Below are 15,483 nucleotides of genomic sequence, written 5' to 3'. Positions count from 1 at the left end.
TCCGGATTTTTACGGATTCAAGCTTTTACGGGAACGAAAATGGCCGCGCAGCGGTTGTGCCCGCCCGAATCTTGTGCAGCCAGAGCGCATTGCCTAATTTTTGGGCAATGCTTCCTGCTCAGATTCAAGGCAGGACGAGATCGGCCCAGACCGGCAGGTGGTCCGATCCCACCGCGGCAAGCGGACTGTGGTGCACGCCCAGGCCCTCTACCCGAAGCCCATCGCTCACCACGATACGGTCAAGCTGGGCCACGGGCCGGCGCGAAGGAAAGCTCCGTCCCGGCGCCAGGACTTTCAGTGGCGCGGCGAACGCTCCCAGCGCACCGCCCGAGGGGGACCATTCGTTGAGATCGCCCATCATCACCACGTGGCCGGATTCGGCATGTCCGAAAACATGGCCGCACACCGTCTCCACCTGCTGGCGGCGGCGCAGGCCGGACAGGTCGAGATGCATGCCGACCACGCGCACCAGCGCGCCGCCCACGCGCAAGGTGGTGCAGACGGCGCCGCGCGGCTCGATCGTCGGCAGCGGGACCGCACAGGTCTCCAGCACCTCGATGTCGCGCCGTACCAGCAGGGCATTGCCGTGCCAGCCCATGCTCGCTCCCGTCCGCGCGCGATCGTAGTGCCCCGGCTCCACCGCGCGCCACGGGCTGTGGTCGTCAAGCGTGGCGCGGGGAATCACCGCCTCGCGCAGGCCAAAGCGGCGGTCCGCTTCCTGCAGGGCAATCACGTCGGCATCGATCTCGCGCAGGATCGTCATGATCCGGTCGGGATCACGCTGGCCATCAAGCCCCACGCCCTTGTGGATGTTGTAGCTGGCGACCTTGAGTTTCACGCCTGCGTGCAACCCCTGCTCAGAGGAAGTCCTTCAGCGTCGCGATGAACTTGTCAAACTGGTCATGGTGCAGCCAGTGCCCGGCGTTCTCGAACTCGATCACCTCGGCATTGCGGAACGGCGCGATCATGCCGTTCTCGATAGGATTGCCAGCCCACGAATCCGCGCCGTTCAGCAGCAGCGTCGGGCAGGTGATCGCGCTCCACAGCTCGTTGCGCTGCTCCGTCGTGATATCATAGGGCGCGCCGTCGACGTTCAGGTGCGGGTCGAACTTCCAGCTGAAGGTGCCGTCCTCGTTGCGGTTGATGCCGTGGCGGGTCAGGTGCCGTGCCTGTTCGTCGGTCAGGTAGGGGTTCTCGCCCTTCATGCGCGCATAGGCATCTTCAAGAGTGGGATAGCGGCGCGGCAGGCGGCCGGCGGCCTTGCGCTTTTCGCCGATGAAATCGCGCACGCGCCGCGCAAACGGCACGTTCTTCATCATCGCTTCGCGCTCGGGCGTCGGGAACAGCCCCTCGATCGCCACGATCTTGCGGACGTTTTCCGGAAACAGCCCGGCATAGCGCAGGCTGGTGTTGGCGCCCCACGAATGCGAGACGATCGTCACCGGCGCAAGGTCGAGCTGGTGGATCAGCTGAGCCACGTCATAGACGAGGTCCATCGTGCGGTAGTTGCCGTCCTCGGTCCACTGGCTGTCGCCATGGCCGCGGTGGTCCATGGCGATGATGTGCCAGTCCTCGCGCAGGGCCTCGGCGGTCCAGTCCCACGAACGGCAATGGTCGCGCCCGCCATGGACCAGCAGCAGCGGCGGCTTGTCCGTGTTGCCCCAGTCCACATAGTGGAGGCGCAGGCGCTGCGAGATGAAGGTGTTCGAGCTGGGACCGAGTAACTGCATGGGCTGAGTAACTGCGCCGGATAGGCGGCGGTTTCAACCCCCGGATGCCCCTCGGGCCGCTACCTTTCCTTGGTGGCCGAGAAGGTCAGCTCCGGATTGCGCTCCTGCTGGTAGCCCACGTCCCATGATGATCGCGCCATGAACACCGGATCGCCATCGCGATCCTTGGCAAGGTTCGAAGCGTTGAAATCGGCAAAGGACTTGAGCGCCGCGTCACTCCCCTTGAGCCAGCGTGCGGTGTCGAACGGCGATGGCTCGAGCACGGCTTCGACCTTGTATTCGGCCTCGAGTCGCGAAACCAGCACGTCGAGCTGGAGCTGGCCGACCACGCCGACGATCCACTGGCTGCCGATTTCCGGATAGAACACCTGGATCACGCCTTCTTCGGAAAGGTCGTCCAGCGCCTTGCGCAGCTGCTTGGTCTTGGTCGGGTCCTTCAGCACCACGCGGCGCAGGATTTCCGGCGCGAAGTTGGGCAGCCCGGTAAAGCGCAGGTCGTTCTTTTCCGAAAGCGTATCGCCTACGCGCAGGGTACCGTGGTTCGGGATGCCGATGATGTCGCCCGCCTCGGCGGTGTCGGCAATCTCGCGGTCCTGCGCGAAGAACAGGATCGGCGAATGCACCGCAATCGGCTTGCCCAGGCCGGAGGGCGTCAGCTTCATGCCCCGCTTGAACGTGCCCGAGACCATGCGCATAAACGCGATGCGGTCGCGGTGCTGTGGGTCCATGTTGGCCTGCACCTTGAAGATGAAGCCGGTCACGTCCGGGCGCTCGGGATCGACGGTGCCCTCGCTCGAAGATTGAGGGCGCGGCGGCGGAGCATAGCGGGCAATCGCGTCGATCAGCTCGGCCACGCCAAAGTTCTTGAGCGCCGATCCGAAATAGACCGGAGTCAGGTCGCCATGGCGATAGGCTTCCAGATCGAATTCGGGGTAGCCGGCGCGGGCCAGCTCGATTTCCTCGGCGATGTCTCCGGGAATGTCGGTTGCCGGTTCACGCTTGCCGAGGAACTCGCGGCTGTCGCCCTCGGGGCGGGCGATCGTCTCGTCGGCGAAGTTCATCACGCCCTGAAACACGCCCCCCATGCCGATCGGCCAGGACATCGGCACAACGTCCAATGCCAGCGCATCGGCCACTTCATCGAGCGTCTCGAATACCGAACGTCCTTCGCGGTCCACCTTGTTGACGAAGGTGATGATCGGGACCGAGCGCATGCGGCAGACCTCGAACAGCTTGCGCGTCTGCGGCTCGATGCCCTTTGCTGCGTCGATAACCATGATCGCCGAATCGACCGCGGTCAGCGTGCGGTAGGTGTCTTCGGAGAAGTCCTCGTGGCCCGGCGTGTCGAGCAGGTTGAAGACAACGCCATCCTTCTGGAACGTCATCACCGACGACGTCACCGAAATCCCGCGTTGCTGCTCGATCTTCATCCAGTCAGACCGCGCCCGCCGCGCCGCCCCGCGCGCCTTGACCTCGCCGGCCAGATGGATCGCGCCGCCCTGAAGCAACAGCTTCTCGGTCAGCGTGGTCTTGCCCGCGTCAGGGTGCGAAATGATGGCGAAGGTACGGCGATTGGACATGGGGAGCGCGGTTAGCGCGGGTTTACGGTCACGTCCATGCGGAAGCTGCGGGTCATGCCGGGATCGAGCAGGACGACACCGGGCTTTTCGCGAAAGTCGCCGGTGAAGCCTTCAGGGTCGGCATGGCCCTGCCACGGCTCGATGCAGATGTAGCGCGCGCCCGGAACCTGCCACACGCCCATCGACGTCGTGTCGGGGAAATGGAGATCGAGAGTGGTCCCGCCATCGACGCCATAGGTGAGCGACTTGCTCTCGAACACGTCCCAGATCAGCGCGTCATTGCGGAAGAGGTCTTCGCTGAGCATTAGCTCGCGAGAGTTGGCCGGACTCGGGCGAGAGTCTGGGGAGAGTTCGCCAGAGTTGGGGGTGAGTTGCCGTAGAGTTGGACTTTCGGCCTTCTCGAAGACAAGCTTATGATCTTGCTTGGGAAAACCGCCCGGAAGCGGCCAGGCAAAGGCCGGATGGAAGCCAAAGCTGAACGGCAGCGCTGCCGCGTTGGGATTGAACACGCTGACCTCGGTGTGCAGCGTCATCGCCTCGATGCGGTAGGCAACTTCCAGCACGAAGCCGAACGGATAGACGCTGCGCGTCTCCGGCGAATCAGTCAGGCGGAAGCGCGCTTCGGCCCCTTCGGCATGGACTGGCGCGAACATGCTGCGCCGCGCAAAGCCATGTTTCGGCATGGAAAACTCGCGGCCATCAAGGCGCAGCGTGTCACCTGAAAGCGCGCCCACGATCGGAAACAGGAAAGGCGCGTGACCCGACCAGAAGGCCGGGTCCGCATCGGTCATGTACTCCTTGCCCGCAGCGTCGGTCAGCGACCAAAGCTCTGCGCCCAAAGGATTGATCCGCGCAGCAATCCCCTCGCCGGCGATGGTGACGAGATCGTCCGTCATCCGCGTAGGACACCGCCAAGCTTGGCAGCAGCAGCCACCACCTTGTCCGAAATCGCCTTGAGTGCCGCTTCATCGAACGACTTCTCGACCGGCTGCAGCGTGACCTCGATGGCCAGACTCTTCTGCCCCTCGGGCACGCCAGCGCCGCGGAAATCGTCAAAAATGCGAGCGGAAACAATCGCCTGCTTGTCTGCACCCTTGACCGCGCGCAGCAGATCGCCTGCCGGGACCGAGGCCGCGACAAGGAACGCGAAGTCGCGCGTCACCGCCTGAAGCGCGGGCGGGGCGAAGTGCGGGCGGGCGAACTGGCCCGGGCCCTTGCGCGGGGGAATGCGGTCAAGGAACAACTCGACCACCGCCACCGGACCATCGAGGTCGAAGGCCTTGGCGGTCGAAGGATGCAGCATCCCGAAGCGCGCCAGCACCTGCTTGGGGCCAAGGCGCAGGGTGGCCGACTGGCCGGGGTGGAACTGCGCGCCCGCCTCGCCCATGACCTGCAGGTTGTCGACCGGAGCGCCAGCCTCGGCCAGTAGTGACAGCGCTTCGGCCTTGGCGTCGAACGCGTCGAACGGCCTGGCTTTGCCAGTCGCCCACCCGCGCGAGAGGGATTCGCCGGCAAGAACAACGGCAAGGCTCAGCTTTTCGTCGCTCGCACCGTTGGTCCCGCGCAAGTAGCGGCGACCGATCTCGAACAGCCGCACCGATGTCGCGCCGCGATGCAGGTTGCGCTGTGCGGCCGAGAGCAGGCCCGGCAGCAGCGAGGGACGCATGACCTTGAGGTCTTCCGAAATCGGATTGGCCAGCGCCCAGGTTTCCTCACCATCGGCAAAGTGCGCGGCTTCCTTCTCGGGCAGGAATGACCACGTAACCGCCTCATGCAGCCCGCGCGAAGCCGCAGCCCGGCGCACGCGTCGCTCGAGCGACTGCACCGGTGTTGCGGTCGGCTTGGCCACCCCATCGGCGCGCGGCAGCGGCGTCGATGGCACGGCATCGAGGCCGTGAACGCGGATCACTTCCTCGACGATGTCGGGCGCGCCGTCGACGTCGGGGCGCCAGGTCGGGACGGTCACGGTCCAGTCGTCGGCGACTTCGAAGCCGAGCGCGGCGAGGATGCGCTTCTGCTCGCCATTGGCAACGTCGATGCCGCCGAGGTTGCCAGCGAGAGCCGGATCGTAAGCGACGGCCTTGCGCGCCAGCGGAGGCTGGCCTGCACGGACCACTTCGCTGGCCTCGCCGCCACAGATGTCGAGGATCAGCTTGGTCAGCAGGTCAAGCCCGGTATCGAGGAACGCCGGATCGACGCCACGTTCGAACCGCCCGCGCGCGTCGGAGGTGAGCGAGAGGGCCTGCCCGGTGCGGGCGATGGAAGCGGGATCGAAGTACGCGACTTCGAGCAGCACATCCGTCGTCTCGTCCGAGCAGCCCGAATGTTCGCCGCCCATGATCCCGGCGATGTCGTGTACGCCGGCATCGTCGGCGATCACTGTCATCCACGGCTGCAGCGCGTATTCCTTGCCGTTCAGCGCCAGGCAGGTCTCGCCCTCACGCGCCTTGCGGGCGACGACCGTGCCCGAAAGCTTGGCCATGTCATAGGCATGGGCCGGACGACCGTAGCCGAGCATGACGTAGTTGGTGATGTCCACCAGCGCCGAGATCGGACGCTGGCCCGCGCTCTTCAGGCAGTCCTGCAGCCACTTCGGGCTGGGGCCATTCTTCACGCCGCGAACGACACGGCCATAGAAGGCGGGGCAGCCTTCGGGATCGTCGGTGCGCACTTCGATCGGGCAAGGGAAGCTGCCCGCAACGTGCGCCGCCGCGATCGGTTGCAGCACGCCAAGGCCAGCCGCCGCGAGGTCGCGCGCAATGCCGTGGACGCCCATGCAGTCCGGGCGGTTGGGGGTGATCGCCACGTCGAACACCGGGTCCGAGCCGAGGTAATCGGCAAAGGTCGTGCCCAGCGGCGCATCCTCGGGTAGTTCGATGATGCCGTCGTGCTCTTCGCCAAGGCCAAGCTCGCGCGTCGAACACATCATGCCGTTGGATTCGACGCCACGGATGGCCGACTTGCGCAGTTCCATGCCATTGGCCGGAACCACCGCGCCGGGAAGGCCGAGCACGCCGACGAGGCCAGCGCGCGCATTGGGCGCGCCGCAGACGACCTGCAGCGGATTGCCATCACCCAGATCAACCGAGAGCACCTGCAGCTTGTCGGCCTGGGGGTGCTTCTCCGCCGTCAGCACGCGAGCGACGCGGAAGCTCTTGAGCGCGGCCGAGGCATCCTCGACGCCTTCGATCTCCAGCCCCAGCGAGGTCAGCTTTTCGGCGATGGTGCGGGCGTCGGCCTTGGTATCGAGGACCGACTTCAACCACGAGAGCGAGAACTTCACGAACGTACTCCAACACCACCTGAGAGGGTCGGCACGTCGAGCGCGCCGAAGCCGTAGTGGCCAAGCCACCGCACATCGCCATCGAAGAAAGCGCGCAGGTCATCCATGCCGTACTTGAGCATGGCGAGGCGATCGACGCCGGTGCCGAAGGCGAAGCCCTGCCATTCATCGGGATCGAGCCCGCCGAATTCGATGACCTTGCGGTTGACCATGCCGGAGCCCAGCACTTCCATCCAGCCGCCGTTCTCGGCATCGCCACTGCCGCCGACCACGCGCTTGCCGTTGATCAGCGTGTAGCCGACGTCCACCTCTACCGAAGGCTCGGTGAAAGGGAAGTAGCTCGGGCGCAGGCGCAGGACGATGTCGTCACGCTCGAAGAAGGCCTTGAGGAAGGTCTCCAGCGTCCACTTGAGGTGGCCGAGGTGGATGCCCTTGTCGATCACCAGGCCTTCGATCTGGTGGAACATCGGCGTGTGCGTCGCGTCCGAGTCAGAGCGATAGACGCGGCCCGGCGCGATGATGCGGATTGGCGCGCCCTGTGCGATCATCGAGCGGATCTGCACCGGCGAGGTATGCGTGCGCAGCAGCATCGAGCGGCCTTCGGCATCCTTGTCGGGGAAGTAGAAGGTATCGTGCATCGCGCGGGCCGGATGGGTTTCCGGCATGTTGAGCGCGGTGAAGTTGTGCCAGTCGTCCTCGATTTCGGGACCGCTGGCCACGGCGAAGCCCATGTCGGCGAAGATCTCGGCGAGTTCGTCCATGACCTGCGAAACCGGGTGGATCGAACCCTTCGGCGTCTGAGGTGCGGGCAGGGAGAGGTCGACCGTCTCGGCGGCAAGGCGTGCTTCCAGCGCGGCGCTTTCGAGCGCGCTCTTCCGGTCCGCCAAGGCGGCAGTCACCGCTTCGCGCGCGGCGTGGATTTTCGGGCCTTCGCTCTGGCGCTGGTCCGGCGTCATCCCGCCCAGCGACTTGAGCAGGGCACTGACCCAGCCCTGCTTGCCGAGCGCGGAGACGCGGATCGCCTCCACCGCTTCGGGCGTGTTCGCGTCCGCAATGGCCGAGAGCGTTTCGGCCTGCTGTTGATCGAGGTTTTCCATGGGCGAAGCCGCTAGCCGCAAACGCGCCGGAATCAAAGTGTGGAGTTAAGCGCGGGCCCCTAAGCGCTGGCTGGTGCGTGCAGAGCCTGTACTGCCGCGCCGATGTATTCCTGGCGTGCCCGCATGACTTCCTGCAGCACGGGCTTGGGGCAATGCGCATATTCGGACGGGCTCATCCGCATGAAACGGTGGAAGTCCCGCACGAACTGGGCCTGATCGTGGTAATGGCCGTCGATCGCGCCGATCCACTTCAGCGACGGGTCGAGCATGTACTGGACGAGGCTGCGCATGAAGCGCTGGCGGCGCAACAGCAGGCGCGGCGGGAAGCCGAAGTGCTTGCGGCACAGGCGCTCGACCGTGTGGGTGGGCAGGTGCGTCGCCTCGGCCATTTCGCTGACGCTGGCGATGTCCGGATTGACGAGCGCGGCGTGGCAGGCGGCGATGCGGGGATCGTCTTCGATGTCGGCGGCCACGGATTGTTCGAAGAACTTCGAGATCCGGGCAAGTTCAGCGTGTTCGTCAGGCTCGCCGTGGAATACCGAAGCAGCCAGCGGCCGGAACGGTGACAGAAACTGTTCGCTGCTGACATCGTAGATGCGGTCGGCATGAGCATTGGCGGGCTGGCGGACGAAGCGCGCCCAGCCCAGCGGTAGCAACCCGATGCCCCAGATGCGGGTGGTGCCGGTGGTGAATTCGATGGTCGTGCTGGTCGGTCCGGTGGCATTGGCCTGAACGCCCTTGAACGGTGGCTGGCCTGCCACTTGCGAATCCGGAAAGTCACCCTGGTAGATCCGGATGTTCGCCCATTCGGGGTGGAGATGATCAGTCACGCGGCCATGGGGCACGTCGATCTCGGTCAGATAAAAGGTCGTGAAATAGCGCTGCAGCGGCTCTGGCGGCCGATGGAATCGAACCCGGACTGTGCAGTCCCCGGTCAAGCTTTGTGCGCCCCTGTTTACTTTAGTTATGCGTTGTTCATCCGCACCCTGCACTGCGCTTGCGCGAATCGCAACGAAAAAGGGCGGCTCCCGAAGGAACCGCCCTTTTGTTCATTCTGCGTCGCGCTGCCGATCAGGCGGCGGGCAGAGCAGCCTTCGCCTGAGCGATGACGGCGGTGAAGATCGCACCTTCGTTCATCGCCAGATCGGCCATGGTCTTGCGATCGAGTTCGATCCCGGCAAGCTTGGTGCCGTGGATGAACTGCGAGTAGGTCAGGCCTTCAGCGCGGACAGCAGCGTTGATGCGCTGGATCCACAGGGCGCGGAAGGACCGCTTCTTGACCTTGCGGTCGCGATAGGCGTACTGGCCGGCCTTTTCGACGGCCTGACGGGCGACGCGGATGGTGTTCTTGCGACGGCCGCGATAGCCCTTCGCCTGATCCAGAATCCGCTTGTGCTTGGCTTTGGTGGTTACACCACGCTTGATACGGCTCATTGTTCAGCGCTCCTCAGTTCAGCCCGTAGGGCGCCCACTTCTTGATCACCTTTGCATCTGCATCGGAGATCACGTCAGTGCCGCGGTTCTGGCGGATGTACTTGGCGTTGTGGCTGATCAGGCGGTGGCGCTTGCCGGCGACGCCGTGCTTCACCTTGCCGGTGGCGGTGAGCTTGAAGCGCTTCTTCACGCCGCTCTTCGTCTTCATCTTGGGCATTTTCGTCTCCTGAGTTCGACGCGTCCGATCTGCCTTGGCAGCCCTTGTGGCCAGGCCGATCATCGAATCCGTGTCGGTTGAAGGTGGCGCCGTTAGGGGATGCGGCGCGGAAAGGCAAGGGTTGAGAGTCTTTGTTGGGTGCGCCCTTGGCATCCGCCAAGGGCTTGCGGCGGGTTAGTGGGTTCTTGGACCGCTCCCCGGCTCGACCACCCAGAGCCTATCCGGTAAGATGGTCGGGCCGGGGAAACGAACCGGCGCCGCTTTTTATTTCCCGATATCGGCCAGATCGTAAGGCGTGGTCTGGTAGGTCTCGTTTACCCAGTTGCCGAACAGCAGGTGGCCGTGGCCGCGCCAGGTGTTGGCGGGCATGGCTTGCGGGTCGTCCCCGGGGAAATAGTGGCGGGGCAGATAGCGCCCCTCGTCGCGCGCGTATTCGCCGGCCAGCGTCAGCGTATCGTATTCAAGATGGTTGAACATGTGCAGCGTGTTGTGCGCGGGATCGTCGATCAGGCACAGGCCGGTTTCGGCGCTGTCGGCCAACACGGCAAGGCCGCGGCCTTCGGGCAGATCCTCGCGGCGTACCTCGCTCCAGCGCGAGACCGGCACGTCGAATACGTCGGGCAACCCGCGCATGTAGGGACTGGCGGGGGCGTGGTTGATGTGGCGGAACACGCCCGAGGCCTTGGTCGGCAGCGGATGCTTTTCGATGCCGTGAAAGTGATGGAGCGCGGCCATCGCCCCCCAGCACACCGACAGCGTACGGTGCACGTTGGTCTGCGACCAGTCGAAGATGTGGGCGAGCTCGTCCCAGTAGCTGACCTCGGCGTAGGGAATCGTCTCGACCGGCGCGCCGGTAACGATCAAACCGTCGTACTTCTCGGCACGCACGTCTTCCCACGGACGGTAGAAGGCCGAGATGTGGCCGGCCGAGGTGTTCTTGCTGACGTGGTCGGAAATGCGCACCAGTTCGAGCTCTACCTGCAGCGGCGTTGCACCGAGCAGGCGGGCGATCTGGGTTTCGGTGGTGATCTTGTCGGGCATCAGGTTGAGCAGGGCGATCCGCATCGGGCGGATGTCCTGGCGCGCAGCCTCGGTCTCGCTCATCACGATCACGCCCTCGGCCTCTAGCGTGCGGCGGGCGGGGAGATTGTCGGCAATCCTGATCGGCACGGGTCGTGTCTTTCCTCAAACCTGAGGGAGAAGACGCTCTTCACGGTGTCCGTGTCCGTTTGGTTGCCGGATCGGCCACATCCCCTTTCTGCTTGCGGCAGATCGGGTACCACCTTGCCCGGATCGGCAGGTTGGCGTTGGAGCGTCACTCCAACTCTCGATGTAGGACGACAGATAGATCGCCCGTGATAGCTTTGCAACGGGGCGAAGGTGCAGGAAGCCACTTGCTATTGCGATCCACTCTCATTATTAATGCGAGTCATTGGCAGTTAGTTTTGCCAAGGAGACGGAGCGCAATGTTCATCTGCATCTGCAATGCCATCCGCGAGAAGGACATCCGCGCCACTGCCCGCTGCCACGCCGGCAATGCCGAGGAGATCTACGGCCGCATGGGCTTCAAGCCGCAGTGCCGCCAGTGCCTTGAAGATGCCGAAGACGTGATCGCCGACGAGCGGGCCTGCGCGCTGGCCTAAGCCCCACGTTGCAAAGTGTTGCGCGCGGCGGGTGCGAGTCGTTCGCGCTTTGTCGGGCCTGCCCTGCGGCGTAACGTCGCTCCATCACTTGCAAAGGAGCCAGCGCGATGAAGGGCGATGCCAAGGTCATCGAATATCTCAACAAGGCCCTGCTTAACGAGCTGACCGCGATCAACCAGTACTGGCTGCACTACCGCCTGCTCGCCAACTGGGGCGTCAAGAAGCTGGCCGAGTACGAGCGCCACGAATCGATCGACGAAATGAAGCACGCCGACATGCTGGCGGACCGCATCCTGTTCCTCGATGGCCTGCCCAACTTCCAGGCGCTCGGCCGTCTGCGCGTGGGCGAATCGGTGGAGGAAATCCTCAAGGCCGATCTGGCGTTGGAAATGGACGCGCTGCCGCTGTTACGCGATGCGATCGCCCACTGTGAATCCGTGCGCGATTTCGTCAGTCGCGATCTCTTCGCCAAGATCCTCGAGAGCGAGGAAGAACATGTCGACGTGATCGAAAAGCAATTCGACATGATCGAGCGCATGGGACTGGCCAACTACATCCAGCTCAACAGCGAAGCCGCCGAAAGCTGATTTTGGACTCGCAAGCGCGGGACCACTGCAGGTTGGTATTACTCGGCCGCTTCGCTCACTTCCGCGCTTTCCGCCGCCTGGCGCGCCCACATCTCGGCATAGAGGCCATCGCGGCGCAACAGGTCGGCGTGGCTGCCTTGTTCTGACAGACGCCCCTGATCCAGCACGAGAATCGTGTCGGAATCGGCGATGGTCGACAACCGGTGCGCGATCGAGATCGTGGTGCGGTGGCTGGCGACGGCGCGCATGGTCGAGAGGATATCCTGCTCGGTGCGGGTGTCGAGCGCGCTGGTCGCCTCATCGAACAGCAGGATCGGCGGGTTCTTCACCAGCGTGCGGGCGATGGCGACACGCTGCTTTTCGCCGCCCGACAGCTTGAGGCCGCGTTCGCCGACCTCAGTGTCGTAGCCCTGCGGCAGGCGGGCGATGAAGTCGGCAATGGCCGCGCCCTTGGCGGCGGCATCGACTTCGGCCAATCCCGCGCCGTCACGACCGTAGGCAATGTTGTAGCCGATAGTGTCGTTGAACAGCACGGAATCCTGCGGGACGATGCCGAGTGCGGCGCGCAAGGAAGCTTGCGTCACGCCTGCAATGTCCTGTCCGTCGATCAGGATGCGGCCGGACCACGGGTCATAGAAGCGGAACAGCAGGCGCGCGATGGTCGACTTGCCCGCGCCCGAAGGGCCAACGATGGCCACGCGGCTGCCGGCGGGGACTTCGAACGACAGGCCGTGCAGGATCTCGCGATCGCGGTCATAGCCGAACACGACATTGTCGAACCTCACCGAGGGACGGTTCACCACCAGCGCAGGCGCGTTGGGTGCGTCTGCCACTTCTATATGCGTGTCGATCAGGCGGAACATTTCGGCCATGTCGATCAGGCCCTGCCGGATCGTGCGATAGACCATGCCGAGCATGTCGAGTGGACGGAAAAGCTGCGTCAGGTAGGTGTTGACGAAGACGAGGTCGCCGACCGTCAGCTTGCCCTGCGACCAGCCATAGACCGTCCATGCCATCGCGCCGGCCATCAGCAGGTTGACGATCAGCGCCTGCGCAATGTTGAGCAGGCCGAGGCTGTTTTCGCTCTTCACCGCAGCATCGGCATAGGCGCGCGCGGCCGAGGCGTAGCGCGCTTCCTCGCGCGCTTCGGCGCCGAAGTACTTCACCGTCTCGTAGTTCAGCAGCGAATCGACCGCGCGGGCGAGGGCCTGCCCGTCGAGCCGATTCATCTTCTCGCGCAGGGCGGTGCGCCACTCGGTGATTGTGCGCGTGGCATAGACATAGGCGATGACCGCGAAGATCGTCGCAGTGACCAGGCCAAGGCCGAAGTTCAGCCAGAAGATCACGATGACCGCGGTCAGTTCGATCACGGTCGGCGCGATGTTGAACAGCAGGAAATAGAGCATCGTGTCGATGCTCTTGGTCCCGCGCTCGATCACCTTGGTTACCTCGCCGGTGCGGCGGGCGAGGTGGAAGCGCAGGGAAAGCTTGTGCAGGCGGGCGAAGACGTTCTCCGCCAGATGCCGCGTGGCGTCCTGCCCGACCCGCTCGAACACGATGTTGCGCAAGTTGTCGAACAACACCCCGGCAAAGCGGCCAAGAGCGTAGGCAAGGACAAAGGCCAATGCGACGGTCAGGGCAGGCTGTGCGCCTGATGCCCCTGAACCTGCCGGCAAAGTCATCGCATCGACGGCTTTCTTGTAGGCGAACGGCAGGGCCAGCGTCGTCGCCTTGCCGAGCAGAACCATGATCACCGCGCCCATGACCCTGCGGCGCAGCCCTGCGTTGTCTGCGGGCCATAGATAAGGAAGGAAGCGCTTGAGCGTGGCCCAGCCATCGTGGCGGGCGTCTTTCGGACTCGTCGGTGCGTCAGGTGGCATGGGTCCCCACATAGGGAACGATGGCCGCTATGCCAGAGCTTTGAAAGTTTACTGCGGCAAAGGCGGTCTTGCAGGCAGGCCGAAGATCAGAACCGGATACTCCTGTGCTGGTCCGGCATTGCGGTCCCGGGCGGCAGGTCGAAAAGGACGCGCCTCGTCGCGAAGTCGATCGCCACCCGCCGGAACATGCGCATCTGCGCCATGCCCAGCAGGATCGCCGGGCGCTTTACCAGATCGAGCCGGTGGAACGCCGGGGAGTCGGCAAAGGCGAGGGGTGTGTTGTGGATCTGCAATCCCTCGACCTCGATCGTCGAGGCCATGACGATATCGGCATTGAGCGCCTGGCCCGTCACCGAGAACAGCGTGGTCTGCTCGGTCCGGTTGCGGCGGGCCATGGCCTTGCGTAGCGCAAGGTTGCCGATCGAGCTGTCAGACCCGGTATCGAGCACGACGTCGGTATGGACGCCATCGATGATGGCGTTGGTCATGATGAGCTGGCCCGAACGCCGCTTGGCCTTGACGACGATCTCGAAGCCTTTCGTGCCGCCCAGCGATGCGGCATCGCCGATGGCGATACGATTGGCGCCGAAGTCGATCAGCACGCGCTGGTCCTGCAGGCTGTCGAGCCCGACGATGCCTTGCGCACCGATATGCTCCGCCTCCAGCAGCGGCGCGGTCAGGGTATAATAGGTCCGCTTGCCAAGGCTTATCTCATCGACATCGACCAGTTCCACTGGCTGCGAGCCTGCCACGCCAACGACCACGCCATTGCCGGTGACGGGCAGGCCCAACCCCCTCGCCACCTGCCGCGAGAGAACCGTGCGTTCGGAGCCGGTGTCGATCAGGAAATCGTAGGGGCCGTTGCTGCCGATCAGGACCGGGACAGTCATGCGATCATGTCTGTCGCGCTGAAGCTGCACAAGCTCGTCGGCAGGGGAGGGGAAGGGGGCAGTAGCAGGCTCGCCGGCAAAGGCAGGCGGCACGATGCTGGCGAGAGCAAGCAAGGTGAGCGTTCGTGAAAGCACCGACGAAGGGCGGCCCTGTGGCATGGCGACTTCTCCACCACCCGATTTACGCCTCCGTCGGCCGTTTGGCGAGTCCTCAGCGCGTGGCGAGGGAGGAGCGACGGATGATCAGCAGCAGTCCGCGGACGATCTCGTGGATCTCGGCAAACAGCGGATGGCCGAGCACGCGCAGGGCGGCGAACCACAGGACGATCCCGAGCGCAACGGTGGACGCGGCCTGTACCAGTCCGAGTTCGCCGGGCCCTTGCCCCATGACGAACCCCAGCAGCACGGGCAGGACTGCGGCCAGCGAGACGGCTGCACTTCGCAGCCAGACCAGCATGATCTCGCGGTAACGCAGCTCGAGTGTCGCAGCCAGCAAGGGCAGATAGATCAGGACCCAGAGCGCGGCATGAACGACGCGCGATGCGGCGACCCATTCCAGCCCCAGCGGTGCAGTGAGTGCGATCAGCACGACGGACAGCACCGTTTCGATGATCATGCAGCGCATGAGCGGCTTGAGCCGCCCCATCAGGACCGGGAGATCTGCGTAGAGCGGCAGGGCGACGTAACCGATCTGCGAGAGAGCAACCCAAGTGAGCAGGGGGGCCGCCGCCATCCATCGCTCGCCGTAGAGCAGCCTGATCAGTGGCTCGCCCAGGACCGCGATGCCGGCCATGGCTGGCCAGGTCACCCCGGTATAGGCCGCCAGCACGCGCAGATAGGGTGGCCCCAAGGGATCGCCGCTGTCGCGGATGCGGCGAAAGGCGGGGTAGAATACGCCGGTAACGGCGCCCGCGATCAGCAGGCGCAACTGCAGCGCCAGGCCCGACGCGCGCGCGAAGAGGCCCACGGCGGCGCTGTCGATCATGCGCCCGATGACCAGCTCCGGCGCGCGGGCGGAAAGCGAACTGCACACCACTTGTACGGTGTTGGTGCCGCCCAGTGCCATGACGTCTGCCGCGCGCGCGATCTTCGGCGGCCATGGCAGCATGCCGCCGGAGCGCCACTGACTGATGAGCAATCTC

15 protein-coding genes and 1 riboswitch (1 of these 16 running past the window's edge) are annotated in these 15,483 nt (G+C 64.6%); of the genes, 2 read left to right on the top strand and 13 right to left on the bottom strand.

Going from position 1 to position 15,483, the window contains the following annotated elements; translation table 11 throughout:
* Positions 1 to 124: 124 nt before the first annotated feature.
* From ACZ1JY_RS09075 to ACZ1JY_RS09030, 10 genes are all read right to left on the bottom strand, one after another.
* Complete coding sequence (locus tag ACZ1JY_RS09075; RefSeq protein WP_465129067.1) at positions 125 to 838, bottom strand: endonuclease/exonuclease/phosphatase family protein; 714 nt, start codon at positions 836 to 838, stop codon at positions 125 to 127.
* Between the two features lie 19 nt (positions 839 to 857).
* Positions 858 to 1,730, bottom strand: coding sequence for an alpha/beta fold hydrolase (locus ACZ1JY_RS09070; protein ID WP_465129066.1), 873 nt, complete (start codon positions 1,728 to 1,730; stop codon positions 858 to 860).
* Between the two features lie 59 nt (positions 1,731 to 1,789).
* Complete coding sequence (locus ACZ1JY_RS09065) at positions 1,790 to 3,310, bottom strand: peptide chain release factor 3 (protein WP_168905335.1); 1,521 nt, start codon at positions 3,308 to 3,310, stop codon at positions 1,790 to 1,792.
* Between the two features lie 11 nt (positions 3,311 to 3,321).
* On the bottom strand, positions 3,322 to 4,206 hold the full coding sequence (locus ACZ1JY_RS09060; protein WP_465129065.1) for an aldose 1-epimerase family protein: 885 nt from the start codon (positions 4,204 to 4,206) through the stop codon (positions 3,322 to 3,324).
* Positions 4,203 to 6,593, bottom strand: coding sequence for a phenylalanine--tRNA ligase subunit beta (pheT, locus tag ACZ1JY_RS09055; RefSeq protein WP_465129064.1), 2,391 nt, complete (start codon positions 6,591 to 6,593; stop codon positions 4,203 to 4,205). Before pheT ends, ACZ1JY_RS09060 begins: the two co-directional genes overlap by 4 nt.
* Positions 6,590 to 7,690: a phenylalanine--tRNA ligase subunit alpha gene (gene pheS / locus ACZ1JY_RS09050; RefSeq protein WP_465129063.1), complete on the bottom strand. Its 1,101-nt coding sequence runs from the start codon at positions 7,688 to 7,690 to the stop codon at positions 6,590 to 6,592. Before pheS ends, pheT begins: the two co-directional genes overlap by 4 nt.
* A 59-nt stretch (positions 7,691 to 7,749) precedes the next feature.
* Positions 7,750 to 8,520, bottom strand: a complete 771-nt coding sequence (locus ACZ1JY_RS09045) for a helix-turn-helix domain-containing protein (RefSeq protein WP_465129062.1) — start codon at positions 8,518 to 8,520, stop codon at positions 7,750 to 7,752.
* A 241-nt stretch (positions 8,521 to 8,761) separates the two neighbouring features.
* Positions 8,762 to 9,124 (bottom strand): 50S ribosomal protein L20, encoded by a 363-nt coding sequence (rplT, locus tag ACZ1JY_RS09040; RefSeq protein WP_039333676.1) that lies wholly within the window; start codon positions 9,122 to 9,124, stop codon positions 8,762 to 8,764.
* Between the two features lie 13 nt (positions 9,125 to 9,137).
* Positions 9,138 to 9,341 (bottom strand): 50S ribosomal protein L35, encoded by a 204-nt coding sequence (gene rpmI, locus ACZ1JY_RS09035; protein ID WP_039333769.1) that lies wholly within the window; start codon positions 9,339 to 9,341, stop codon positions 9,138 to 9,140.
* A 264-nt stretch (positions 9,342 to 9,605) separates the two neighbouring features.
* Positions 9,606 to 10,511, bottom strand: a complete 906-nt coding sequence (locus tag ACZ1JY_RS09030) for a homoserine O-succinyltransferase (RefSeq protein WP_465129061.1) — start codon at positions 10,509 to 10,511, stop codon at positions 9,606 to 9,608.
* Positions 10,512 to 10,560: 49 nt separating this feature from the next.
* A riboswitch (SAM-I-IV-variant riboswitch) is annotated at positions 10,561 to 10,680 on the bottom strand.
* A gap of 127 nt (positions 10,681 to 10,807) precedes the next feature.
* Between ACZ1JY_RS09030 and ACZ1JY_RS09025 the strand changes: the two genes are divergently transcribed.
* Positions 10,808 to 10,984 carry a (2Fe-2S)-binding protein gene (locus ACZ1JY_RS09025; protein ID WP_118073026.1) on the top strand — a complete coding sequence of 59 codons (177 nt, stop codon included), beginning with the start codon at positions 10,808 to 10,810 and terminating at the stop codon, positions 10,982 to 10,984.
* 107 nt (positions 10,985 to 11,091) lie between these two features.
* Positions 11,092 to 11,571 (top strand): bacterioferritin, encoded by a 480-nt coding sequence (gene bfr, locus ACZ1JY_RS09020; protein ID WP_118073027.1) that lies wholly within the window; start codon positions 11,092 to 11,094, stop codon positions 11,569 to 11,571.
* Between the two features lie 38 nt (positions 11,572 to 11,609).
* Here bfr and atm1 read toward each other — a convergent pair whose 3' ends face one another.
* The 3 genes from atm1 to ACZ1JY_RS09005 all read right to left on the bottom strand — a co-directional run.
* Positions 11,610 to 13,451 (bottom strand): heavy metal ABC transporter ATP-binding protein/permease Atm1, encoded by a 1,842-nt coding sequence (atm1, locus tag ACZ1JY_RS09015; protein ID WP_465129060.1) that lies wholly within the window; start codon positions 13,449 to 13,451, stop codon positions 11,610 to 11,612.
* 86 nt (positions 13,452 to 13,537) lie between these two features.
* A complete protein-coding gene (locus tag ACZ1JY_RS09010) occupies positions 13,538 to 14,500 on the bottom strand; it encodes an aspartyl protease family protein (protein WP_465129059.1) in 963 nt (320 codons plus the stop codon).
* A 52-nt stretch (positions 14,501 to 14,552) separates the two neighbouring features.
* Positions 14,553 to 15,483, bottom strand: partial view of an oligosaccharide flippase family protein gene (locus ACZ1JY_RS09005; protein WP_465129058.1) — the 3' portion only. 539 nt of this gene lie beyond the right edge of the window; 931 of the gene's 1,470 nt are visible here — the last part of the coding sequence; its start codon lies beyond the right edge, outside the window; its stop codon occupies positions 14,553 to 14,555.

It is taken from the genome of Novosphingobium sp. BL-A-41-Hi4B-X5A (assembly GCF_055521705.1).
This window is presented reverse-complemented; position numbering and strand designations above follow the sequence as displayed.